Origin of the sequence: Prevotella sp. CAG:592, from assembly GCF_000436015.1 — a bacterium.
Taxonomy (GTDB): domain Bacteria; phylum Bacteroidota; class Bacteroidia; order Bacteroidales; family Bacteroidaceae; genus Prevotella; species Prevotella pectinovora.
The window spans coordinates 1-16,615 of record NZ_FR892484.1; the positions used below are offsets into that span (position 1 = coordinate 1).

The following is a 16,615-nucleotide window of genomic DNA, read 5'->3' on the forward strand; positions in this document are numbered from 1 at the left end:
GAGTGCCACAAGCACTCGCAAATCCACGGAAATCCAAGATTTAATCCAAAACTAAAAAGGTCTAAAATAATCCGTGATGATTGATCCGTGGTGCTCGGTGATATCCGTGTTTTATTTTAGACCAGTGGACATCGCCGCAGGCTGATGACCACTATATCCTCACATACATTGTCATCCCGTGGTGAAAAAAATGCCTTTAACCGGATAAAGGAGAATCGGTTAAAGGCATTTTTTCAATCTATATCATTGCCATCGCATGGCGGAATATCATTTCAGCGGTTCTGTCTCAAGACTCTCGATGCTTCCCGTGACGGGATTGAGCACGAGGTGGGAGGTGAACTTCTTGCTGAACATCTCACCGCTCAACGACTCGGTGGTGCCAAACTGCGGAGCATACAGCTCGAAGGCTCCCAAAGCACGGTCGGCACTGAACACCGTGGCACGTATCTTACCCGGCAGGTTCACGCAGATGCCGATGTTGTCCTTGTCTTTCTTGGGGTCAGCCAGACTGCCGTTGAGAGTGGGCGAACTGTGAAGGTCTTCTACCTTAATATAATAAGGTTTGCCGCTGAGGTCGTCGGCATCAGTCAGTCCGAAATACTTAGAGAAGCGGAACAGCAGCTGCTTCTCCACCTCACGGGTGGGCACGAACGCCACCTCCACCTCCGTTGTGTCACGGTCGGTAGTGCCCTCGAAGAGCTGCAGCAGGGCATTCTCCTGAGCGTTCAGATTGTCTATCATCAGACGGAGCTGCTCACCGTCCTTCGGCATGAAGTCTGCCTGTCCTTTGTTGAGCAGACTCTTGTTCTCGCGGATGTCGTATATCTCCTGCACACAAAGCTCCGCCATTTTCACCTTGTTGGCAGCGCTGAGGATTTCCTGGGTCATATAGTCGCGAGGGTTCACCGGAGCCGGTTTCGGCGCCGCCACGAAAGGTTTGCGGGTCTTCGCCTCCCTCGGTTCGGCATTCACCGCCAGCAGCACCCCGTTCTCATCACGCGAGAGAGTGCGGATACTGTGCTTGCCGTCGATTTTCGCCGTGAAGAATTTCGTGGTGTCGGGCACTGCCTTCTGCGAGAGCTGCATGCCCACGATGCGGTATTGTGTTGACGGCTCCATACTCACATCGTCGCGCCTCAGATAACGTGAGGCATAGGGAGCGAGGTCGCCGGGAGTAAATGTGGCCTTCTCGACAAGGAGCGAGAAGCGAAGCTCCGTCTTCGGCAGATAATAGGATGCACCGTCCACCGTGCGCACGTCGTCCTGCGCCGCGGCATTCTGTGGAGCACCGAGAAGAGTGACTGCCACGGCAGCCACAAATCCCTTCATCACATTTCTGTATTTCATATATTTCTTCATATCAATTCTTTATGTCGTTTCGTTTTGGATTATGGATTTTCTAAAGTCGGACAGGGAGCAGCCCTGCCCCATGGTCACTACCGTGTCGCCATCAGTCGTCGAGGCGTTTGAAAGCCTTTGGCAGGAACCTCACTATGTCGCCGGCAGTAACGCTCTCCACTCCCAACTCTTCTGCCGCCAGGTCACCGGCAAGACCATGCACGTAGGTGCCTATCAGGCAGGCGTCTTTCTGGTTGTAGCCTCGTGCGAGGAGTGCGGTGAGCACACCGGTGAGCACGTCGCCGCTGCCTGCCGTCGCCATTCCGGAATTGCCTGTGGAATTGAACATCACCTTGCCGTCGGGCATGCAGAGGGCAGAATAATGACCTTTCAGGATGATGTATATCTGCATGGTCTGCGCCATCTCGACAGCCTTGGAGAGCTGTTCGAAACCATCGTTGAAACGCACTCCGGCGAGTCGTTCAAACTCCAGAGGATGCGGTGTGAGGATGGTGCCCACGGGGATTCTCTGGAACCATGCCCTGTGGGAAGCCAGGATATTGAGACCGTCGGCATCTACCACCGTAGGCACCTGCGCACGGCGCAGCTGCGAGATGAATGCCGTGGCTGTCACCTCGTCGGTGCCGATGCCCGGACCGATGCCCATGGCGTCGAAACTGTCGTCGGCAACGGGTTCGGTGAACAGGTTGTCGTCGGCATCGCGGCTGACGATGGCCTCCGGCACGGCAATCTGCATGATGTCGTTGTTGCGTGCCGGAACGTGGGTTATCACCTTGCCCGCTCCGGAACGGAAGCAGGCTCTGGAAGCAAGGATTGCAGCACCTGCCATGCCATAGCTGCCGGCAACGATGAGCGAGGTGCCGGCATCACCTTTGTGCCAGAAGTCGCCACGCGGACGGAGCAGCGTGCGGACGAAGCTCTCGTCCACAATCTCGAATTTGGCGTCTGCCTTCTCTATGCCTTCGGCGCTGAGACGGATGTCGAGCACACCGAGGCGGCCCAGATAGCGCTGGTTCTCAGGAAAGAGGAACGCCAGCTTCATCTGCTGCAGGGTGAAGGTGTAGTCGGCGCGTATGATGTTGGTACGCGTATTGTAGGAGTTGTCTTCGGTCATGAGGCCCGACGGGATATCGATGCTAACCACCCGGCATTCCGACTGGTTGATGTATTTCACCAGCGAGGCGAAACCGCCGCTTAGGGGTTTGCTGAGTCCCGAACCGAAGAGTCCGTCGATGACAAGCACCGATGCCGGCAGCTCCGGCGGGTCGAACTCGTTGGTCACCTCAATGAAGGTAACGCCGGCGGCTCCGGCAAGACGCTCCTTGTTGGCGCTGCAGTCGGCGGAGAGGGTGCCTGACACATTGAAGAGGTAGACCTTCACGCTGTAGCCCTGCTCTCCCATCATGCGTGCCACGGCAAGCGCATCGCCACCATTGTTGCCGGGTCCGGCAAAGACCACCACGCTGGTGTTGTCGTCCCATACTCTCGTTATGGCGCGCGTCAATGCCTTTGCCGCGCGCTCCATCAGATCGATGGATTTTATCGGCTCGTGTTCTATCGTATATTTGTCGAGCTCACGTATCTGTGTGCCTGTAAGAATCTTCATATCTGCAAAAATACTAATTAATTGGATAGATTGACTTATTGTTTGAATATTTTTATTACTTTTGTGCGCAAAAACAATATAATTCTTATGGCAACTATAGATATCAAAGACAAAACCTTCGAGACATTGATACCCGAGGAGGAGATAATGCGCCGAGTGAAAACCGTGGCAGACAGGATCAGCAACGACCTGAAAGGAAAGAAGCCTCTGCTGCTCGGAGTCTTGAACGGATCGTTCATTTTTGCCGCCGACCTGATGAGGATGCTCACCATAGAGAGCGAGATTTCGTTCGTGAAGATGACATCGTATCAGGGCACAGAATCTACAGGAAAAGTGAAGAAGCTCGTGGGTCTCAACGAGGATATCGAGGGACGCACGGTGGTCATCGTGGAAGACATCGTGGACTCGGGTCTTACCATGGAGAAGATGATAGAATATCTGAAGGAGTTCAAACCGGCAGAGATACACATCTGCACGCTGCTGCTCAAACCTGACAACCTGAAGAGGAATCTCGACATCGAATATATCGCCATGGAGATTCCAAACGACTTCATCGTCGGATATGGGCTTGACTACGACGGACTGGGACGAAACCTGAGAGACATTTACGTAGTAAAGGAATAAGCAATAAATTACATATCAACAAAACACATGAAGAATATTGTTATTTTCGGTGCGCCCGGATCAGGAAAGGGCACACAAAGCGATCTCCTTATCAGGAAGTACGGACTGGGACACATCTCTACTGGTGACGTGCTCCGCAATGAAATCAAAAACGAAACCGAGCTGGGCAAGACTGCCAAGGCTTACATCGACAAGGGTCAGCTCATTCCTGACGAGCTGATGGTAAACATCCTCGCCAGCGTATACGACTCTTTCGGCAAGGAGCATGAGGGAGTGATATTCGACGGATTCCCTCGCACTATCCCACAGGCAGAAGCTCTGAAGAAGATGCTCGACGAGCGTGGACACAAAATTGCCGCAATGATAGAGCTCGACGTTCCGGAGAACGAACTGATGGTGCGCCTCGTGAAGCGCGGCAAGGAGAGCGGACGCTCTGACGACAACGAGGAGACGATAAAGAAGCGCCTCGACGTTTACCACAACCAGACCGCTCCTCTCATCGAATGGTATAAGAATGAGAACATCCATCACCACATCAACGGACTGGGAGCGCTCGACCGTATCTTCGGTGACATCTGCACCGTGATCGACAATCTCTAAATCACATCATCCCCCTATAATAAAGCCCCAAAGCATTCAAGCTTTGAGGCTTTGTTGTTATATCAGTTGACGAGTTGACAAGTTGACGGGTTGACGAGATGTTTTATTTTCTCATCACAGCCGAGTATATCCTGCCGGAGTCGATGCCGAGCTTACGGGCTGAGAAATAATCGTCGGTATTGGAATATGTGCAGATGTCACACGACTGTATATTGCCGGCAGCAAGTCCGCATTGCTGCAGCTGCTGGCGGTTGCATTCCACGAGGTCGATGTGCCATTTGTATTCCTCACTGCCGTTCATCTTCATCTGGCGGCTGATGCCCTGCATGTCGAAGTTTGCCGCCACGAACTGTTCATACACCTCGTCGCCCACTTCAAAGGCATCAAAGGAGATGCCGGGACCTATCACAGCCTTGAGGTCTGCGGGATTGGTGTCGTAGGCAAGACGCATCTCCGCCACGGCTCTCATCACGACACGCGACAGAGTGCCCCGCCATCCTGCATGCACGGCACACACGGCTCCATGTCTGGAGTCGGAAAGGAGAATGGGGATGCAGTCGGCTGTAGACACACCGACGCATACGTTCTCCAGATTTGTCATCACTGCATCCACGCCATCCAGAATCATCTTCCTTACCGGAAGCGGGAGGGCGAGGAAGTCGGCGGCAATCTGTCTCACCTCCACACCATGCGTCTGGTGTGGCACAATGACATTAGCGTCGGCGACGCCAAGCTCCTCACAGAGGATCTGACGGTTTCGGGCTATGGCAGAGGCATCGTCGCCACAATGCTCGTTGATGTTGAACTCACCGTGGCTGCCGGTGCTGTATCCTCCATGACGTGTGGAGCTGAACGCCACCACATTGACGTCGAGGTCGTAATAATGGAGTTGTGGTTTCTGCATCAGTCCTCGTCCTCCATATCATATTCGAAGTCGTCGAGGTCTTCCACGTCCTCGATATCATCCTCATCGAGGAACACCACTTCGTCTTCTCCCTCCTTGCGCAGTTCTTCGGGCAGGGTGTTGAGATCTTTGTCGCGATGTACGAGAGTATCCTCAGCCATTATATCAGCGAGCTTATTGCTCTCGCTGTTGAGTTCCTTCCACAGCACATCCTTCAGTTCGGAGATTCCCATTCCCGACACCGACGAGATGAATACCACGGGGAGGTCTGACGGCAGCGTTTCCTTGAGCATCTCAATGAGTTCATCGTCGAGCAGGTCGCATTTTGTCACGGCGAGCACGCGATGCTTGTCGAGCATTTCGGGATTGAAGTTGGTAAGCTCGTTGAGCAGTATCTCGTATTCCTTCTTTATGTCGTCGGTATCACCCGGCACCATGAAGAGCAACAGGGAGTTGCGCTCGATGTGGCGCAGGAAACGGAGTCCGAGACCTTTGCCCTCGCTCGCTCCCTCTATAATTCCAGGGATGTCTGCCATGACGAACGACTTGTTGTCATGATAGCCCACGATGCCGAGTGACGGTTCGAGGGTGGTGAAGGGATAGTTGGCAATCTTGGGCCGGGCACTCGACACGGCGGAGAGCAGCGTGCTCTTGCCGGCATTGGGGAACCCGACGAGACCGACGTCGGCAAGGAGCTTAAGCTCCATTATGACCGTCATCTCCTGCATGGGCTCTCCCGGCTGGGCATAGCGCGGAGCCTGGTTGGTGGCGGTACGGAACTGATAGTTGCCGAGTCCGCCGCGGCCTCCCTTGAGGAGCACCACTTCCTGTCCGTCGTGCATGACGTCGCAGATGAACTTTCCTGTCTCGGCGTCGTATACCACAGTACCGCAAGGCACGTCTATATATACGTCCTTGCCGTCGGTGCCATGGCATTTGTCTCTACCGCCGTTTCCGCCGTGTTCCGCCTTGATGTGGCGTTGGTATTTCAGATGGAGCAAGGTCCAGTAGTTATGGTTTCCACGCAGGATGATGCTTCCGCCCTTACCGCCGTCGCCGCCGTCAGGACCGCCGTTGGGCTGATACTTCACGTGGCGAAGGTGCATAGATCCCTTGCCGCCCTTACCGGAGCGGCAGTATATCTTCACGTAGTCTACGAAATTTGATTCTGGCATATCTGTATGTCTTGAGTTTTATTTTTATAAAGTTGACGAGTTGACAAGTAAACAAGTTGACAAAGAGATTTGTCTTGACGAGTCAACAAGGTCGCAAGCCGAAAGACTTGCGGAAAATGGTGTGGGATTATTTCGCTATGTCGGCGAGTGCCTTTGCCATTCTCTCCAGCACTACCGTGGAGAGCACCACCTTGCCGTCGGGACCGATGAGCGTCATCGACGGAATCCACTCCACTCCGTATGCCTTGGAGATTTCGGCATCGCGCATCTTCTTCAGTTCGCTGACCTGTCGCCATTTCATCCCGTTGTCTACAACATATTTTGTCCAGCGGTTGTGGTCTACGTCGAACGACACGCCGATGAACTCCACCTTTGAGCCATACTTGTCGTAGAGTTCCTTCACAGCAGGAACGTCCTTGCGGCAGTCCGGACACCACGTTGCCCAGAAGTCAAGCAGCACATATTTGCCCTTGAATTCGGAGAGCTGCACCTTGTAGTTGTTCATCATCGGAAGGATGAAATCGGGAGCCACCGTTCCGGGCTTCAACAGTTTCTGTGCATAGAGCGAGTCGAGGTCTTTTGTCTGGTCCGGCGCATTCTGAGCCTGCGACGAGACCACTGCGGCGAAGAATATCGCCACGAAGATGAATAGTTTCTTTATTTTCATATCGTTTTCTCTTTTTGATGTTATACTCTCTTTTACACTTGCGATGTGGCCGTCAGGCGCCATAGCGGTTCGTCGGATGTCCATCATATCCTCAACACCTGGTCGCAATAGTCCACCACTGCCGGGCGGTGGGTGATGAATATGATGGTCTGCCGGCGTTCCTGGAGCAGGTTGGCGAGGAGCTGCCTTTCCGTTTCCGGGTCGAGAGCGCTCGTAGCCTCATCGAATATCATCACGCTTCCCTCCCTGAGCAATGCCCTGGCTATGGAGATGCGCTGAGCCTGTCCCTCGCTCAATCCGCCGCCCGCCTCGCTGCAGCTGGCATCGAGCCCTCCGGGGATGTCTCTCACGAAACCGGCACATGCCTTGTCTAGGGCCTGCATCATCTCCTCGTCGGTGGCGTCGAACCGTCCCATGCGCAGATTGTCGCGGATGGTGCCGCTGAGCAACGTGTTGCCTTGTGGCACGTAGATGAGGTTGCAGCGTGTGAGAGGCGAGATGTCTTGCTCTCTTTCCTTATTATATATGTATACATGGCCGCTGGTGGGCTGTATCAGGGCGAGGATGAGTCTCACCATTGTGGTCTTTCCGGCTCCCGTCTCTCCGAGTATGGCGGTGCAGGTGTTTGGACGGAAATCAAACGAGAGATGGTCTATCACATCCCTGCTGCCGTCGGCGTAGGCAAAGGAGGCATCGTCGAACCTCACTCCCACACCACCCGTCATCGCCATCGACACGGGGTCGCCCTGTTCTTCGAGAGGGTTCTCTTCAAGTTCCATCAGTCGCTCCGCTGCAGTGAACACGGAGACGAATGCCGGCACGAGCTTGGTGAGGTTGCGTGCCGGCCCCTGTATCTTGGACACGAGCTGGAGGAATGCTGTCATTCCGCCGAAGGTGAGTGTGCCGTGATACATCCGCAGTGCGCTCCACAGGAATGCCACGAGATATCCGATGGCGAAACCTGTATTGAGTATGAGGTTTGAGAACACCGAGAATCTGGTGCGTCTCACCACGTTATGTCTCAGTTCTCCCTGCATGTTCTCCAGTCTGCCCACCATCTCGTCGTCTTTCTCAAGGGTCTTTATCAGCATGCGGTGCTGTATCGTTTCCTGCAACACGCTCTGCACCTTGCTGTCGCAGTTACGCACCTGGCGTGTCAGTTTGCGCATGTGGCCCATATACGCCTTGCTCGAGAGGATGAACACCGGCAGCATGGCAATGATGACCAGAGCCAGCACGGGATCCATGGAGAAGAGATAGAAGAAGGAACCCAGAAAGAGGGCGAGCACGGAGAGAGTGCTTGGCAGCGTTTCGGTGAGGAACCCCACCACGTTGCTGACGTCGAATTCCAGGCGGTTCAGCACATCGCCGCTGTGCCATTTCTCCTTGCCATGCCATTCGGAGCGCAGGATGCGGGCGAGCAGACGCTGCTGCATCCTGTTCTGTGCCTTTATTCCCAATATGTTCTTCACCCATATCGAAGCGATGTTCACGGCAAATCCGCCGAGGATGAGCAGCGCCATGATTGCCACCGCCCAATACAGAGAACCCTCGACGACATGCGACGCCACGTCGATGGCGTGTTTCACCGCCCACACCGAAAGCAGACTTATCGCCACATCGATGAGTCCGAGGATGGCATTGAGCGACGCCTGCAGACGGTTGCCGCGCCATGCCCTCCACAGCCATCCTATTATCTGTCTGGCTGAATACCGGCTCTTGGGTATCTTCAGGAATTTTCTCAAATATCTCATTGGCTTACTCGTTCTTCATCCTCATGTCGGCGCCCCACATCATCTTGGCACGCAGCGTGGAGAAATATGTAGAATCCTTGGGCTTCACGATATGTGCGTCGTAGGGGGAACGGCGTATGGTGAGCGTCTGTCCCTCGCCACATTTGATGGAACGTCCGTCGGCGGCGACGAGATAGTTATGGTTCCTGCTCTCCACCTCAAGGGTTATCACAGAGTCGTCGGCAACGACGATAGGACGCATGTTGAGACTATGCGGCGCAACGGGAGTGAGACACAATATTCCGGTGTGCGGCACGATTATCGGTCCGCCGTTTGACAAGGAATAGGCTGTCGACCCCGTCGGCGTGCTCACTATCAGTCCGTCGGCATGGAACGTTACGATATATTCGCCGTTGATGCTGGCACGGATGGAAATCATCGAAGCATTGTCGCGTTTCAGTATGGCAATCTCGTTGAGGGCGCATTCCGAAATCCGCTCGTCGCCGTTGGCGCCATCGCTCTCCACCTTCACCATGGCAAGACTGTCTACCATATAGCTGTCGGCGTATATGCTGTCGAGCACACTGTCGAAATCGTCAACGCCGACACCGGCGAGGAATCCCAGGCGCCCCATGTTCACGCCGATAATGGGAATGCTGCGGCTGCCCACGCTGTATGCCGACCGCAGCAATGTGCCGTCGCCTCCCATGGATATCACGAAGTCGGCATCAAAGTCGTTTCCTTCAAACACAGTGACGCCATGCAGCGGCAAACCGTGGGACGAGCAGAGGAAATCGTAGAAACTTCTCTCCATGCTCACCTGCGCCATCCGTTCATTGAGCGACAACAGCAAGCGCTGTATGTCCGCCGACTTCCTGGCCTGGTAAATATTACCGAAAATGGCAAATCTGAGTTTTCTCAACGACATAATTGGGAGTTTTTTATCTTTCTGACGAATTAATAAGCCTCCATTGCAAATGTTTTCGTAACTTTGCGCTTGAAAGTGTCTGCAAATATACGGTTTTCTACCGAATTTCGGGCACTGTGATATTAACAAATTGAAGAGACATGACAAAATTAAGTGTAAACATAAACAAGATAGCCACCCTGCGCAACGCCAGAGGCGGCAACAATCCCGACGTGGAACAGGCCGCCGTTGACTGCCAGTTGTTTGGCGCCCAGGGCATAACCGTACATCCAAGACCTGACGAAAGACACATCCGCTATCAAGACGTGAGGGAGATAAAACCGCTCATCACTACGGAATTCAACATCGAAGGAAACCCTATCGACAGATATATCGACCTCGTGCTTGAGGTGATGCCGACACAGGTAACGCTCGTTCCCGACGGCGACGCCCAGCTGACGAGCAACCACGGATGGAACACGATAGAGAACAAGGCGTTTCTTACCGACGTGATAGGAAGATTCAAGGAGGCAGGCATCAGAACGAGCATCTTCGTGGACCCTTCTGCCGAAATGGTGAGGGGAGCCAAGGAGTGTGGAACCGACAGAGTGGAGCTCTACACCGAATCTTACGCATCGGGATATGCCGAAAACAGGGAGGAGGCCATAAAGCCGTTTATCGACGCTGCCGTGGCTGCCCGCGATTTGGGACTGGGTCTGAACGCCGGCCACGACCTCAGCCTGGTGAACCTTGCCTACTTCCACAGGATGATTCCATGGACCGACGAGGTGAGCATCGGACACGCCATCATCTGCGATGCCCTCTACATCGGACTGAAGAACACTATCGAGGCGTATCTCCAGTGCCTAAAGTAAGGCCCCGAAGCTGACAAAGGCTACAGGCATACAAGGAAGCCTGTCACTTCCCCTTGGAAAAGTCAGGATTGGTATCACTTGCAAATTAAAGAATTATGGCACGAGAATACAAGCTGAAGCGCGACACGCAGGAAAAAGACGACAAGACGGCTACTACCGACATATTCCAGCGATACATCAAGAAAGACAAACGGTCTATCAATAGAATAATTAAACAACAAAAGATTATGGCAAAAGCGTATATGTTTCTTGCCAACGGTTCAGAGGAAATAGAAGCCCTGATTCCCGTTGACGTTTTCCGCCGCGGCGGAGTGGAGATAAAGACAGTGAGCATCACAGGCTCAGAGTTAGTAGAGATGGCACACGGCGTGACCGTGAAGGCCGACCTCAAATTCGAGGACGCCAAGCTGGAGGATGCCGACCTGCTGATGCTGCCCGGAGGACTGCCAGGCGCCACAAACCTCAACGACCACGAGGGTGTGCGCAATGCCGTGCTCAGCCAGTATGAGAAGGGGAAACTCGTTGCTGCCATCTGTGCCGCACCGATGGTGTTCGGAAGCCTGGGCATCGTGAAAGGCAGACGTGCCACATGCTACCCCGGATTCGAGAAATATCTCGACGGAGCGGAATATACCCATGAACTGTGCACCGTTGACGGCAATGTGGTGACAGGCGAAGGTCCTGCCGCAACATTCCCCTATGCCTACACGCTGCTCGAAATGCTCACCACGAAGCAGACAGCAGAGAGCGTGGCTGATGGAATGATGTATCTGCATCTCATGGAAAACAAATAAGCGCCGCATGATGGAGAATCACGACTATGTGATAATCGTTGCCGGCGGTAAGGGGATGCGCATGGGGGCTGACGTTCCAAAGCAGTTCCTGCCTGTAGGCGGACTGCCTGTGCTCATGCACACGATACGCAGGTTCAGGAACTTCAACGACCGCATGCGCATCATCCTCGTATTGCCCAAACATCAGCAGGAGTATTGGAAGGAGTTGTGCGAACGGCATTCGTTCTGCGAACCGATTGTGATTGCCGACGGCGGAGAGACGCGCTTCCACTCCGTGAAAAACGGACTCGACTGCATCCCCGACGATGCCTGCGGAACGGTGGGGGTGCATGACGGAGTGCGCCCATTCGTATCTGCCGACACCATACGCCGCACATACGCGAAAGCCGCGGAGATGAGGGCTGCCGTACCGGTGGTGCCGGTGGTGGACACCCTCAGACATCTCCTGAAGAGCGACAAGCAGAATGCTTCTGACGCCACGACAACCGCCGACACTTCTCAGGATGGCGGAGAAACGCCGTCGGAGACGGTGCCGAGAAGCGAATACCGCATCGTGCAGACTCCGCAGGCATTCGGCATCAGACTGCTGAAGGAGGCTTATGCACAGGACTATTCCGAGGCTTTCACCGATGATGCCTCTGTAGTGGAACACCTCGGCCATGAGGTGGCGCTCGTGGAGGGCAACCAGGAGAACATCAAGATTACAAGACCTTTCGACATGGCTGTGGCGGAGGTGATACTGCAACAGGAGTCCATCCTTCTGAAGCAACAGACTTCAGGCAACTCCAGATGACCAATCTGGGGAGTGAAGCCGACAAGCAGCCAATTCAACCTATCACAACCGAACATCACAAGTGCTTGACATACTGAACCAGGACATACAATATCTGCCTGGCGTGGGACCGAAGAAGAGGGACATGCTGCAGAAGGAGTTGGGTATCTCGAAGATATCCGACCTTCTGGAGTATTACCCATACAAATACGTGGACCGCAGCCGCATATACACCATCAACGAACTACGCAGCGACATGCCCTTCGTGCAGGTGAAGGGACGGATTCTCGGTTTCGAGGAGTTTGGCAGCGGACCGCGCAAGAAGCGCCTCGTGGCCCACTTCACCGACGGAACGGGGATAGCGGACATAGTATGGTTTTCCGGCATCAAATATGCCACGCAGCAATTCAAGGTGAACACGGAGTATATCGTATTCGGAAAACCTACTCTCTATGGCGGCAGATACCAGTTTGCACATCCCGACATCGACAAGGCGGAAGACCTGCAGCTCTCACAGATGGGAATGCAGCCCTACTATATCACCACGGAGAAGATGAAGAAGGCGGGACTGACATCGAGGTCGATAGAGAAAATCACGAAGGCGATGCTCGAAAAGATGAACCAGCCGCTGCCGGAGACACTGCCGCCGTTTATCGCCAACAGACTGCGTCTGGTGGAGAGGGACACGGCACTGCGCCACGTACACTATCCGAAGACCGCCGAAGAACTGCAGAGCGCACGCTTCAGACTGAAGTTTGAAGAGTTGTTCTACGTGCAGCTCAACATCCTGCGCTATGCCTCCGACCAAAAGAAGAAATACCGCGGATATGCCTTCCCGCGCATCGGCGAGATATTCAACAGCTTCTATTCCGACCATCTGCCATTCTCACTCACCGACGCCCAGAAAAGGGTGATGAGGGAGATAAGGAGCGACCTGGGCAGCGGACGGCAGATGAACAGGCTGCTGCAGGGCGACGTGGGCAGCGGAAAGACTCTCGTGGCACTGATGACAATGCTGATAGCTCTCGACAACGGATACCAGGCTTGCATAATGGCACCGACGGAAATTCTCGCCGAACAGCATCTCGCCACGATACGCGAGTTTCTGGGCGACATGGACATAAGGGTGGAACTGCTCACCGGCATCGTGAAGGGCAAACGGCGCAAGACCGTGCTCGGCGGACTCGCCAGCGGCAGCGTGGACATCCTCGTGGGAACACACGCCGTGATTGAAGACACGGTGCAGTTCAGCAAACTGGGACTCGTGGTGGTGGACGAGCAACACCGCTTCGGAGTGGCACAGAGGGCAAGGCTATGGAGCAAAAGCCAGAACCCTCCCCATGTGCTCGTGATGACCGCCACACCGATACCGCGAACCCTCGCAATGACAATATACGGCGACCTCGACGTGAGCGTTATCGACCAGCTGCCGCCGGGAAGGAAACCGATAGTGACGATACACAAATACAACAACCAGACCACAAGTCTGTACTCTGGCATCAGACAGCAGATAAAAGAGGGCAGACAGGTGTATATCGTGTTTCCGCTCATCAAGGAGAGCGAGAAGCTCGACATACAGAACCTTGAGGAGGGGTTTGAAATACTGAAGGAGGTGTTCCCGGAATTCCGCCTCAGCAAGGTGCACGGCAAGATGAAACCGGCTGAGAAGGACGAGGAGATGCAAAAGTTTGTTAACGGAGAGACACAGATTCTCGTCGCCACAACGGTGATAGAGGTGGGCGTCAACGTGCCGAACGCTTCGGTGATGGTGATTCTCAACGCCGAACGCTTCGGACTGTCGCAGCTGCACCAGCTGCGAGGCCGTGTGGGCAGAGGGGCGAGCCAGTCGTACTGCATCCTCGTGACGAAGCCTCAACTGACCAACGAGACGCGCAAACGCATCGACATCATGTGTGACACCAACGACGGATTCCTCATTGCCGAAGCCGACCTGAAACTGCGCGGCCCCGGCGACCTGGAGGGCACCCAGCAGAGCGGAATGGCTTTCGACCTGAAGATTGCCGACATAGCGAGAGACGGACAGATAGTGCAGATGGCAAGGGAGGAGGCACAGAAGATAATAGAGCAGGACCCGGAATGCAACAAAACGGAAAACAGCATGCTCTGGCAACGCCTTGCCGCACTGAGAAAGACCAACGTGAACTGGGCGGCGATATCATGACCGGCGACATCACAGACTGTGATGGGAAAAGAGGGGCAGGAGACGGCACAATGAGCTTAACAGTGCTCATTTATAAGTTGTTATACAACATGCCTATATGTTAACGACGACCTAAAAACTGTTAACTGACAAGCAACTTTAAAATTTTTTTACTACCTTTGCAGCGAAAATTTAATCACAATGACGAACGCGCGATTGACAGTCCGTCATCATGATTAGTCTTACACAAACATAATGCGACAGACAGGAAGACATACCGTTGCATTATAAAATATTTATTTTATGCAATTCAAAAAGACAATCAAGACACTGGCATTAACGGCAGTCATGGCTCTGGCCACAGTACCAGCAGCAGCACAAGACCTCTTGGCACGCCAGGCACCAGTAGACAAGAAACTTAAAGCAGTTGACACTCTCGCACTTCGCGAACTCATACAAAGAGAACAGGCTGGAGCTCCTTCAGCTCAGCTATACAAAGACTGGAACAACAGATACGCTCACCGCGCCACAGAACTTCCAGACTCTTTCAGCATAAACCTGAAACATTTCTGCATGCCTACATCCAGCAGAATCATCACTTCCAACTTCGGAAGCCGTTGGGGACGCATGCACAAGGGTCTCGATATCAAGGTATATATCGGCGACACCATCCGTGCGGCATTCGACGGAAAGGTGCGCATCGTGAGATATGAGGCAAACGGATACGGCAACTACGTTGTGATACGCCACAACAACGGTCTGGAGACCATCTACGGACACATGTCGAAGCATCTCGTGGCAGAAAACGAGCAGGTACGTGCCGGAGACCCTATCGGACTGGGCGGCAACACCGGACGAAGCACCGGTTCTCACCTGCACTTCGAGACCCGTCTCTGCGGAGTGGCTCTCAACCCGGCATTGATGTTCGACTTCCGCAACCAGGACGTGACTGGCGACACATACCTCTTCCGCAAGGAGTCTTACAACAGGGAGTCGCTGGCTGCCACACGTCAGCGCGGCAAGAACGACGACCTGGCTGCCGCAAACGACAACAACTCGAACAACATCGGAGACAATGTGGAGAGTGGCGACGTGCGCTACCACAAAGTGGCAAAGGGCGAGACGCTCGCTGCCATCGCCAGGAAGCGCGGCACCACAATCGACAAGATCTGCAAGCTCAACCACATCAGCAAGAACATGCGCGTGAAGCCGGGACAGATCCTGAGATACTCATAACGAGGGTGCTCACACACTATCGAACCATAGCGAAACTGTATAAACAACACAGGCAAGGAAAAGGCTATCAGGAATATTCCTGGTGGCCTTTCTTATTGGCGTCAACCTGCACACTTTGCCACGGCATCATCCTACTCCAACCGGTCATCAGACCGCCTTGGGCCCGACATGGACAATCGGAATGACACCCTCAAAAAAACAACAAGGGCTACCGGCGGAAACCGATAGCCCTCATCGTGAGATATTCATCCCCAAACGGTCATTATGCAGTTATTTATAACTGCCTGCGGCCGCTTGGAATTTATCATTACTTCTTCTTGTCACACTTCTTAGCGGCAGTCTTGCATTTCTTGTCGCAAGTAGCGCTCTTCTTGTCGCATTTCACCTTGCAGCAGGAAGCCATCTTGGGATCCTTCATGGCGGCAGAACTTACGCCATTAGTCTTCGCCTTGCAGCAGGTGGCAGCCTTGTCACACTTCTTTGCCTTGTCACACTGCATCTTGCAGTCCTTCTTGCAGTCTTTCTTGCATTCCTTCTTTGCCTTGTCACACTGTGTCTTGCCGTCACACTTCTTCTGGCATACGGTCTGGGCGCTGGCGCTTACCGAAAAGCTCAAAGCCGCCATCACGACAGCTGCGATAATTGATTTTCTCATTTCTTTTGTCTCCTTTTTAGTTTATATTATTAAGTTAAGATACGAAACAGGAATCTTATTGCCACCCGCCACCGTATCCACGGCAGCGACATCGTGCAACAATCCACTGTTCACGCTGCAAATGTAGCCTTTAGTCAGATAAATGAGAAATATTTTTAGTTATTAATACCTAAAGGATATAAAAAACGTCAACGCTTCACCACAGCCCTCACCACAAACCAGGCGTGGAGCAGATAAGTGGTTAAAAGACCGTAATATGTCGCCATTATCTTGAAACGCTCACCGAGCGACGCCTTGTGATGGCGTGTGGTAGTGCCTTCTTTCAGATAATCGGCGAGCACGATGCCACTGTTGGCGAGCGGCAGGTTCTTGTCCTCAGCCTGTTTCATTATCCTTATACACCAGTCGAAGTCTGCCGAATAGCGATACATCAGATTGAAGGGCGTGCGCTTGGCGATGTCGGTGCGGGCGTAAAACGCCTGATGGCATACGAGCATGCCGTGGCGGAACGACCGCCACGTAAGCTTCTCTGGAGGCGACAGCCGGC

14 protein-coding genes and 2 pseudogenes are annotated in these 16,615 nt (G+C 53.7%); 7 read left to right on the forward strand and 9 right to left on the reverse strand.

The window, feature by feature from the left end:
- Positions 1-267: 267 nt before the first annotated feature.
- Together QVO99_RS00445 and QVO99_RS00450 are read right to left on the reverse strand one after the other, a co-directional pair.
- Positions 268-1,347, reverse strand: a complete 1,080-nt coding sequence (locus QVO99_RS00445) for a DUF4831 family protein (RefSeq protein ID WP_288176831.1) — start codon at positions 1,345-1,347, stop codon at positions 268-270.
- Positions 1,348-1,450: 103 nt separating this feature from the next.
- Entirely contained in the window at positions 1,451-2,965 is a 1,515-nt protein-coding gene (locus QVO99_RS00450; RefSeq protein ID WP_022315614.1) for a bifunctional ADP-dependent NAD(P)H-hydrate dehydratase/NAD(P)H-hydrate epimerase, read from the reverse strand.
- 87 nt (positions 2,966-3,052) lie between these two features.
- Between QVO99_RS00450 and hpt the strand changes: the two genes are divergently transcribed.
- Positions 3,053-3,589, forward strand: a complete 537-nt coding sequence (gene hpt, locus QVO99_RS00455) for a hypoxanthine phosphoribosyltransferase (protein ID WP_022315615.1) — start codon at positions 3,053-3,055, stop codon at positions 3,587-3,589.
- A gap of 27 nt (positions 3,590-3,616) precedes the next feature.
- A complete protein-coding gene (locus tag QVO99_RS00460) occupies positions 3,617-4,189 on the forward strand; it encodes an adenylate kinase (protein WP_022315616.1) in 573 nt (190 codons plus the stop codon).
- Between the two features lie 103 nt (positions 4,190-4,292).
- Here QVO99_RS00460 and pgeF read toward each other — a convergent pair whose 3' ends face one another.
- From pgeF to QVO99_RS00485, 5 genes are all read right to left on the reverse strand, one after another.
- The gene (gene pgeF / locus QVO99_RS00465; protein ID WP_022315617.1) at positions 4,293-5,093 is read right to left on the reverse strand and encodes a peptidoglycan editing factor PgeF; all 801 of its coding nucleotides are present in this window, start codon (positions 5,091-5,093) and stop codon (positions 4,293-4,295) included.
- Positions 5,093-6,268, reverse strand: coding sequence for a GTPase ObgE (gene obgE / locus QVO99_RS00470; RefSeq protein ID WP_022315618.1), 1,176 nt, complete (start codon positions 6,266-6,268; stop codon positions 5,093-5,095). Before obgE ends, pgeF begins: the two co-directional genes overlap by 1 nt.
- A 127-nt stretch (positions 6,269-6,395) precedes the next feature.
- The gene (locus QVO99_RS00475; RefSeq protein WP_022315619.1) at positions 6,396-6,935 is read right to left on the reverse strand and encodes a peroxiredoxin family protein; all 540 of its coding nucleotides are present in this window, start codon (positions 6,933-6,935) and stop codon (positions 6,396-6,398) included.
- Positions 6,936-7,018: 83 nt separating this feature from the next.
- Positions 7,019-8,689 (reverse strand): ABC transporter ATP-binding protein, encoded by a 1,671-nt coding sequence (locus tag QVO99_RS00480; protein WP_022315620.1) that lies wholly within the window; start codon positions 8,687-8,689, stop codon positions 7,019-7,021.
- Positions 8,690-8,693: 4 nt separating this feature from the next.
- Positions 8,694-9,596 (reverse strand): NAD kinase, encoded by a 903-nt coding sequence (locus QVO99_RS00485; RefSeq protein WP_022315621.1) that lies wholly within the window; start codon positions 9,594-9,596, stop codon positions 8,694-8,696.
- 140 nt (positions 9,597-9,736) lie between these two features.
- On the opposite strand from QVO99_RS00485, the gene QVO99_RS00490 reads away from it, so the two are divergent.
- The 5 genes and pseudogenes from QVO99_RS00490 to QVO99_RS00510 all read left to right on the forward strand — a co-directional run bounded on the left by QVO99_RS00490 (position 9,737) and on the right by QVO99_RS00510 (position 15,413).
- A complete protein-coding gene (locus QVO99_RS00490) occupies positions 9,737-10,450 on the forward strand; it encodes a pyridoxine 5'-phosphate synthase (protein WP_022315622.1) in 714 nt (237 codons plus the stop codon).
- Positions 10,451-10,677: 227 nt separating this feature from the next.
- Entirely contained in the window at positions 10,678-11,244 is a 567-nt protein-coding gene (locus tag QVO99_RS00495; protein WP_288176833.1) for a DJ-1 family glyoxalase III, read from the forward strand.
- A gap of 7 nt (positions 11,245-11,251) precedes the next feature.
- The gene (gene ispD, locus QVO99_RS00500; RefSeq protein ID WP_441295397.1) at positions 11,252-12,037 is read left to right on the forward strand and encodes a 2-C-methyl-D-erythritol 4-phosphate cytidylyltransferase; all 786 of its coding nucleotides are present in this window, start codon (positions 11,252-11,254) and stop codon (positions 12,035-12,037) included.
- 58 nt (positions 12,038-12,095) lie between these two features.
- Positions 12,096-14,198 (forward strand): annotated as a pseudogene (recG, locus tag QVO99_RS00505) (ATP-dependent DNA helicase RecG); the annotation flags it as partial.
- Between the two features lie 282 nt (positions 14,199-14,480).
- Positions 14,481-15,413, forward strand: coding sequence for a peptidoglycan DD-metalloendopeptidase family protein (locus QVO99_RS00510; protein WP_022315627.1), 933 nt, complete (start codon positions 14,481-14,483; stop codon positions 15,411-15,413).
- 307 nt (positions 15,414-15,720) lie between these two features.
- On the opposite strand, the gene QVO99_RS00515 is transcribed toward QVO99_RS00510, so the two are convergent.
- Both QVO99_RS00515 and QVO99_RS00520 read right to left on the reverse strand, forming a co-directional pair.
- Positions 15,721-16,068, reverse strand: coding sequence for a hypothetical protein (locus QVO99_RS00515; protein ID WP_022315628.1), 348 nt, complete (start codon positions 16,066-16,068; stop codon positions 15,721-15,723).
- A 188-nt stretch (positions 16,069-16,256) separates the two neighbouring features.
- Positions 16,257-16,615, reverse strand: a pseudogene (locus tag QVO99_RS00520) (glycosyltransferase family 2 protein); the annotation flags it as partial.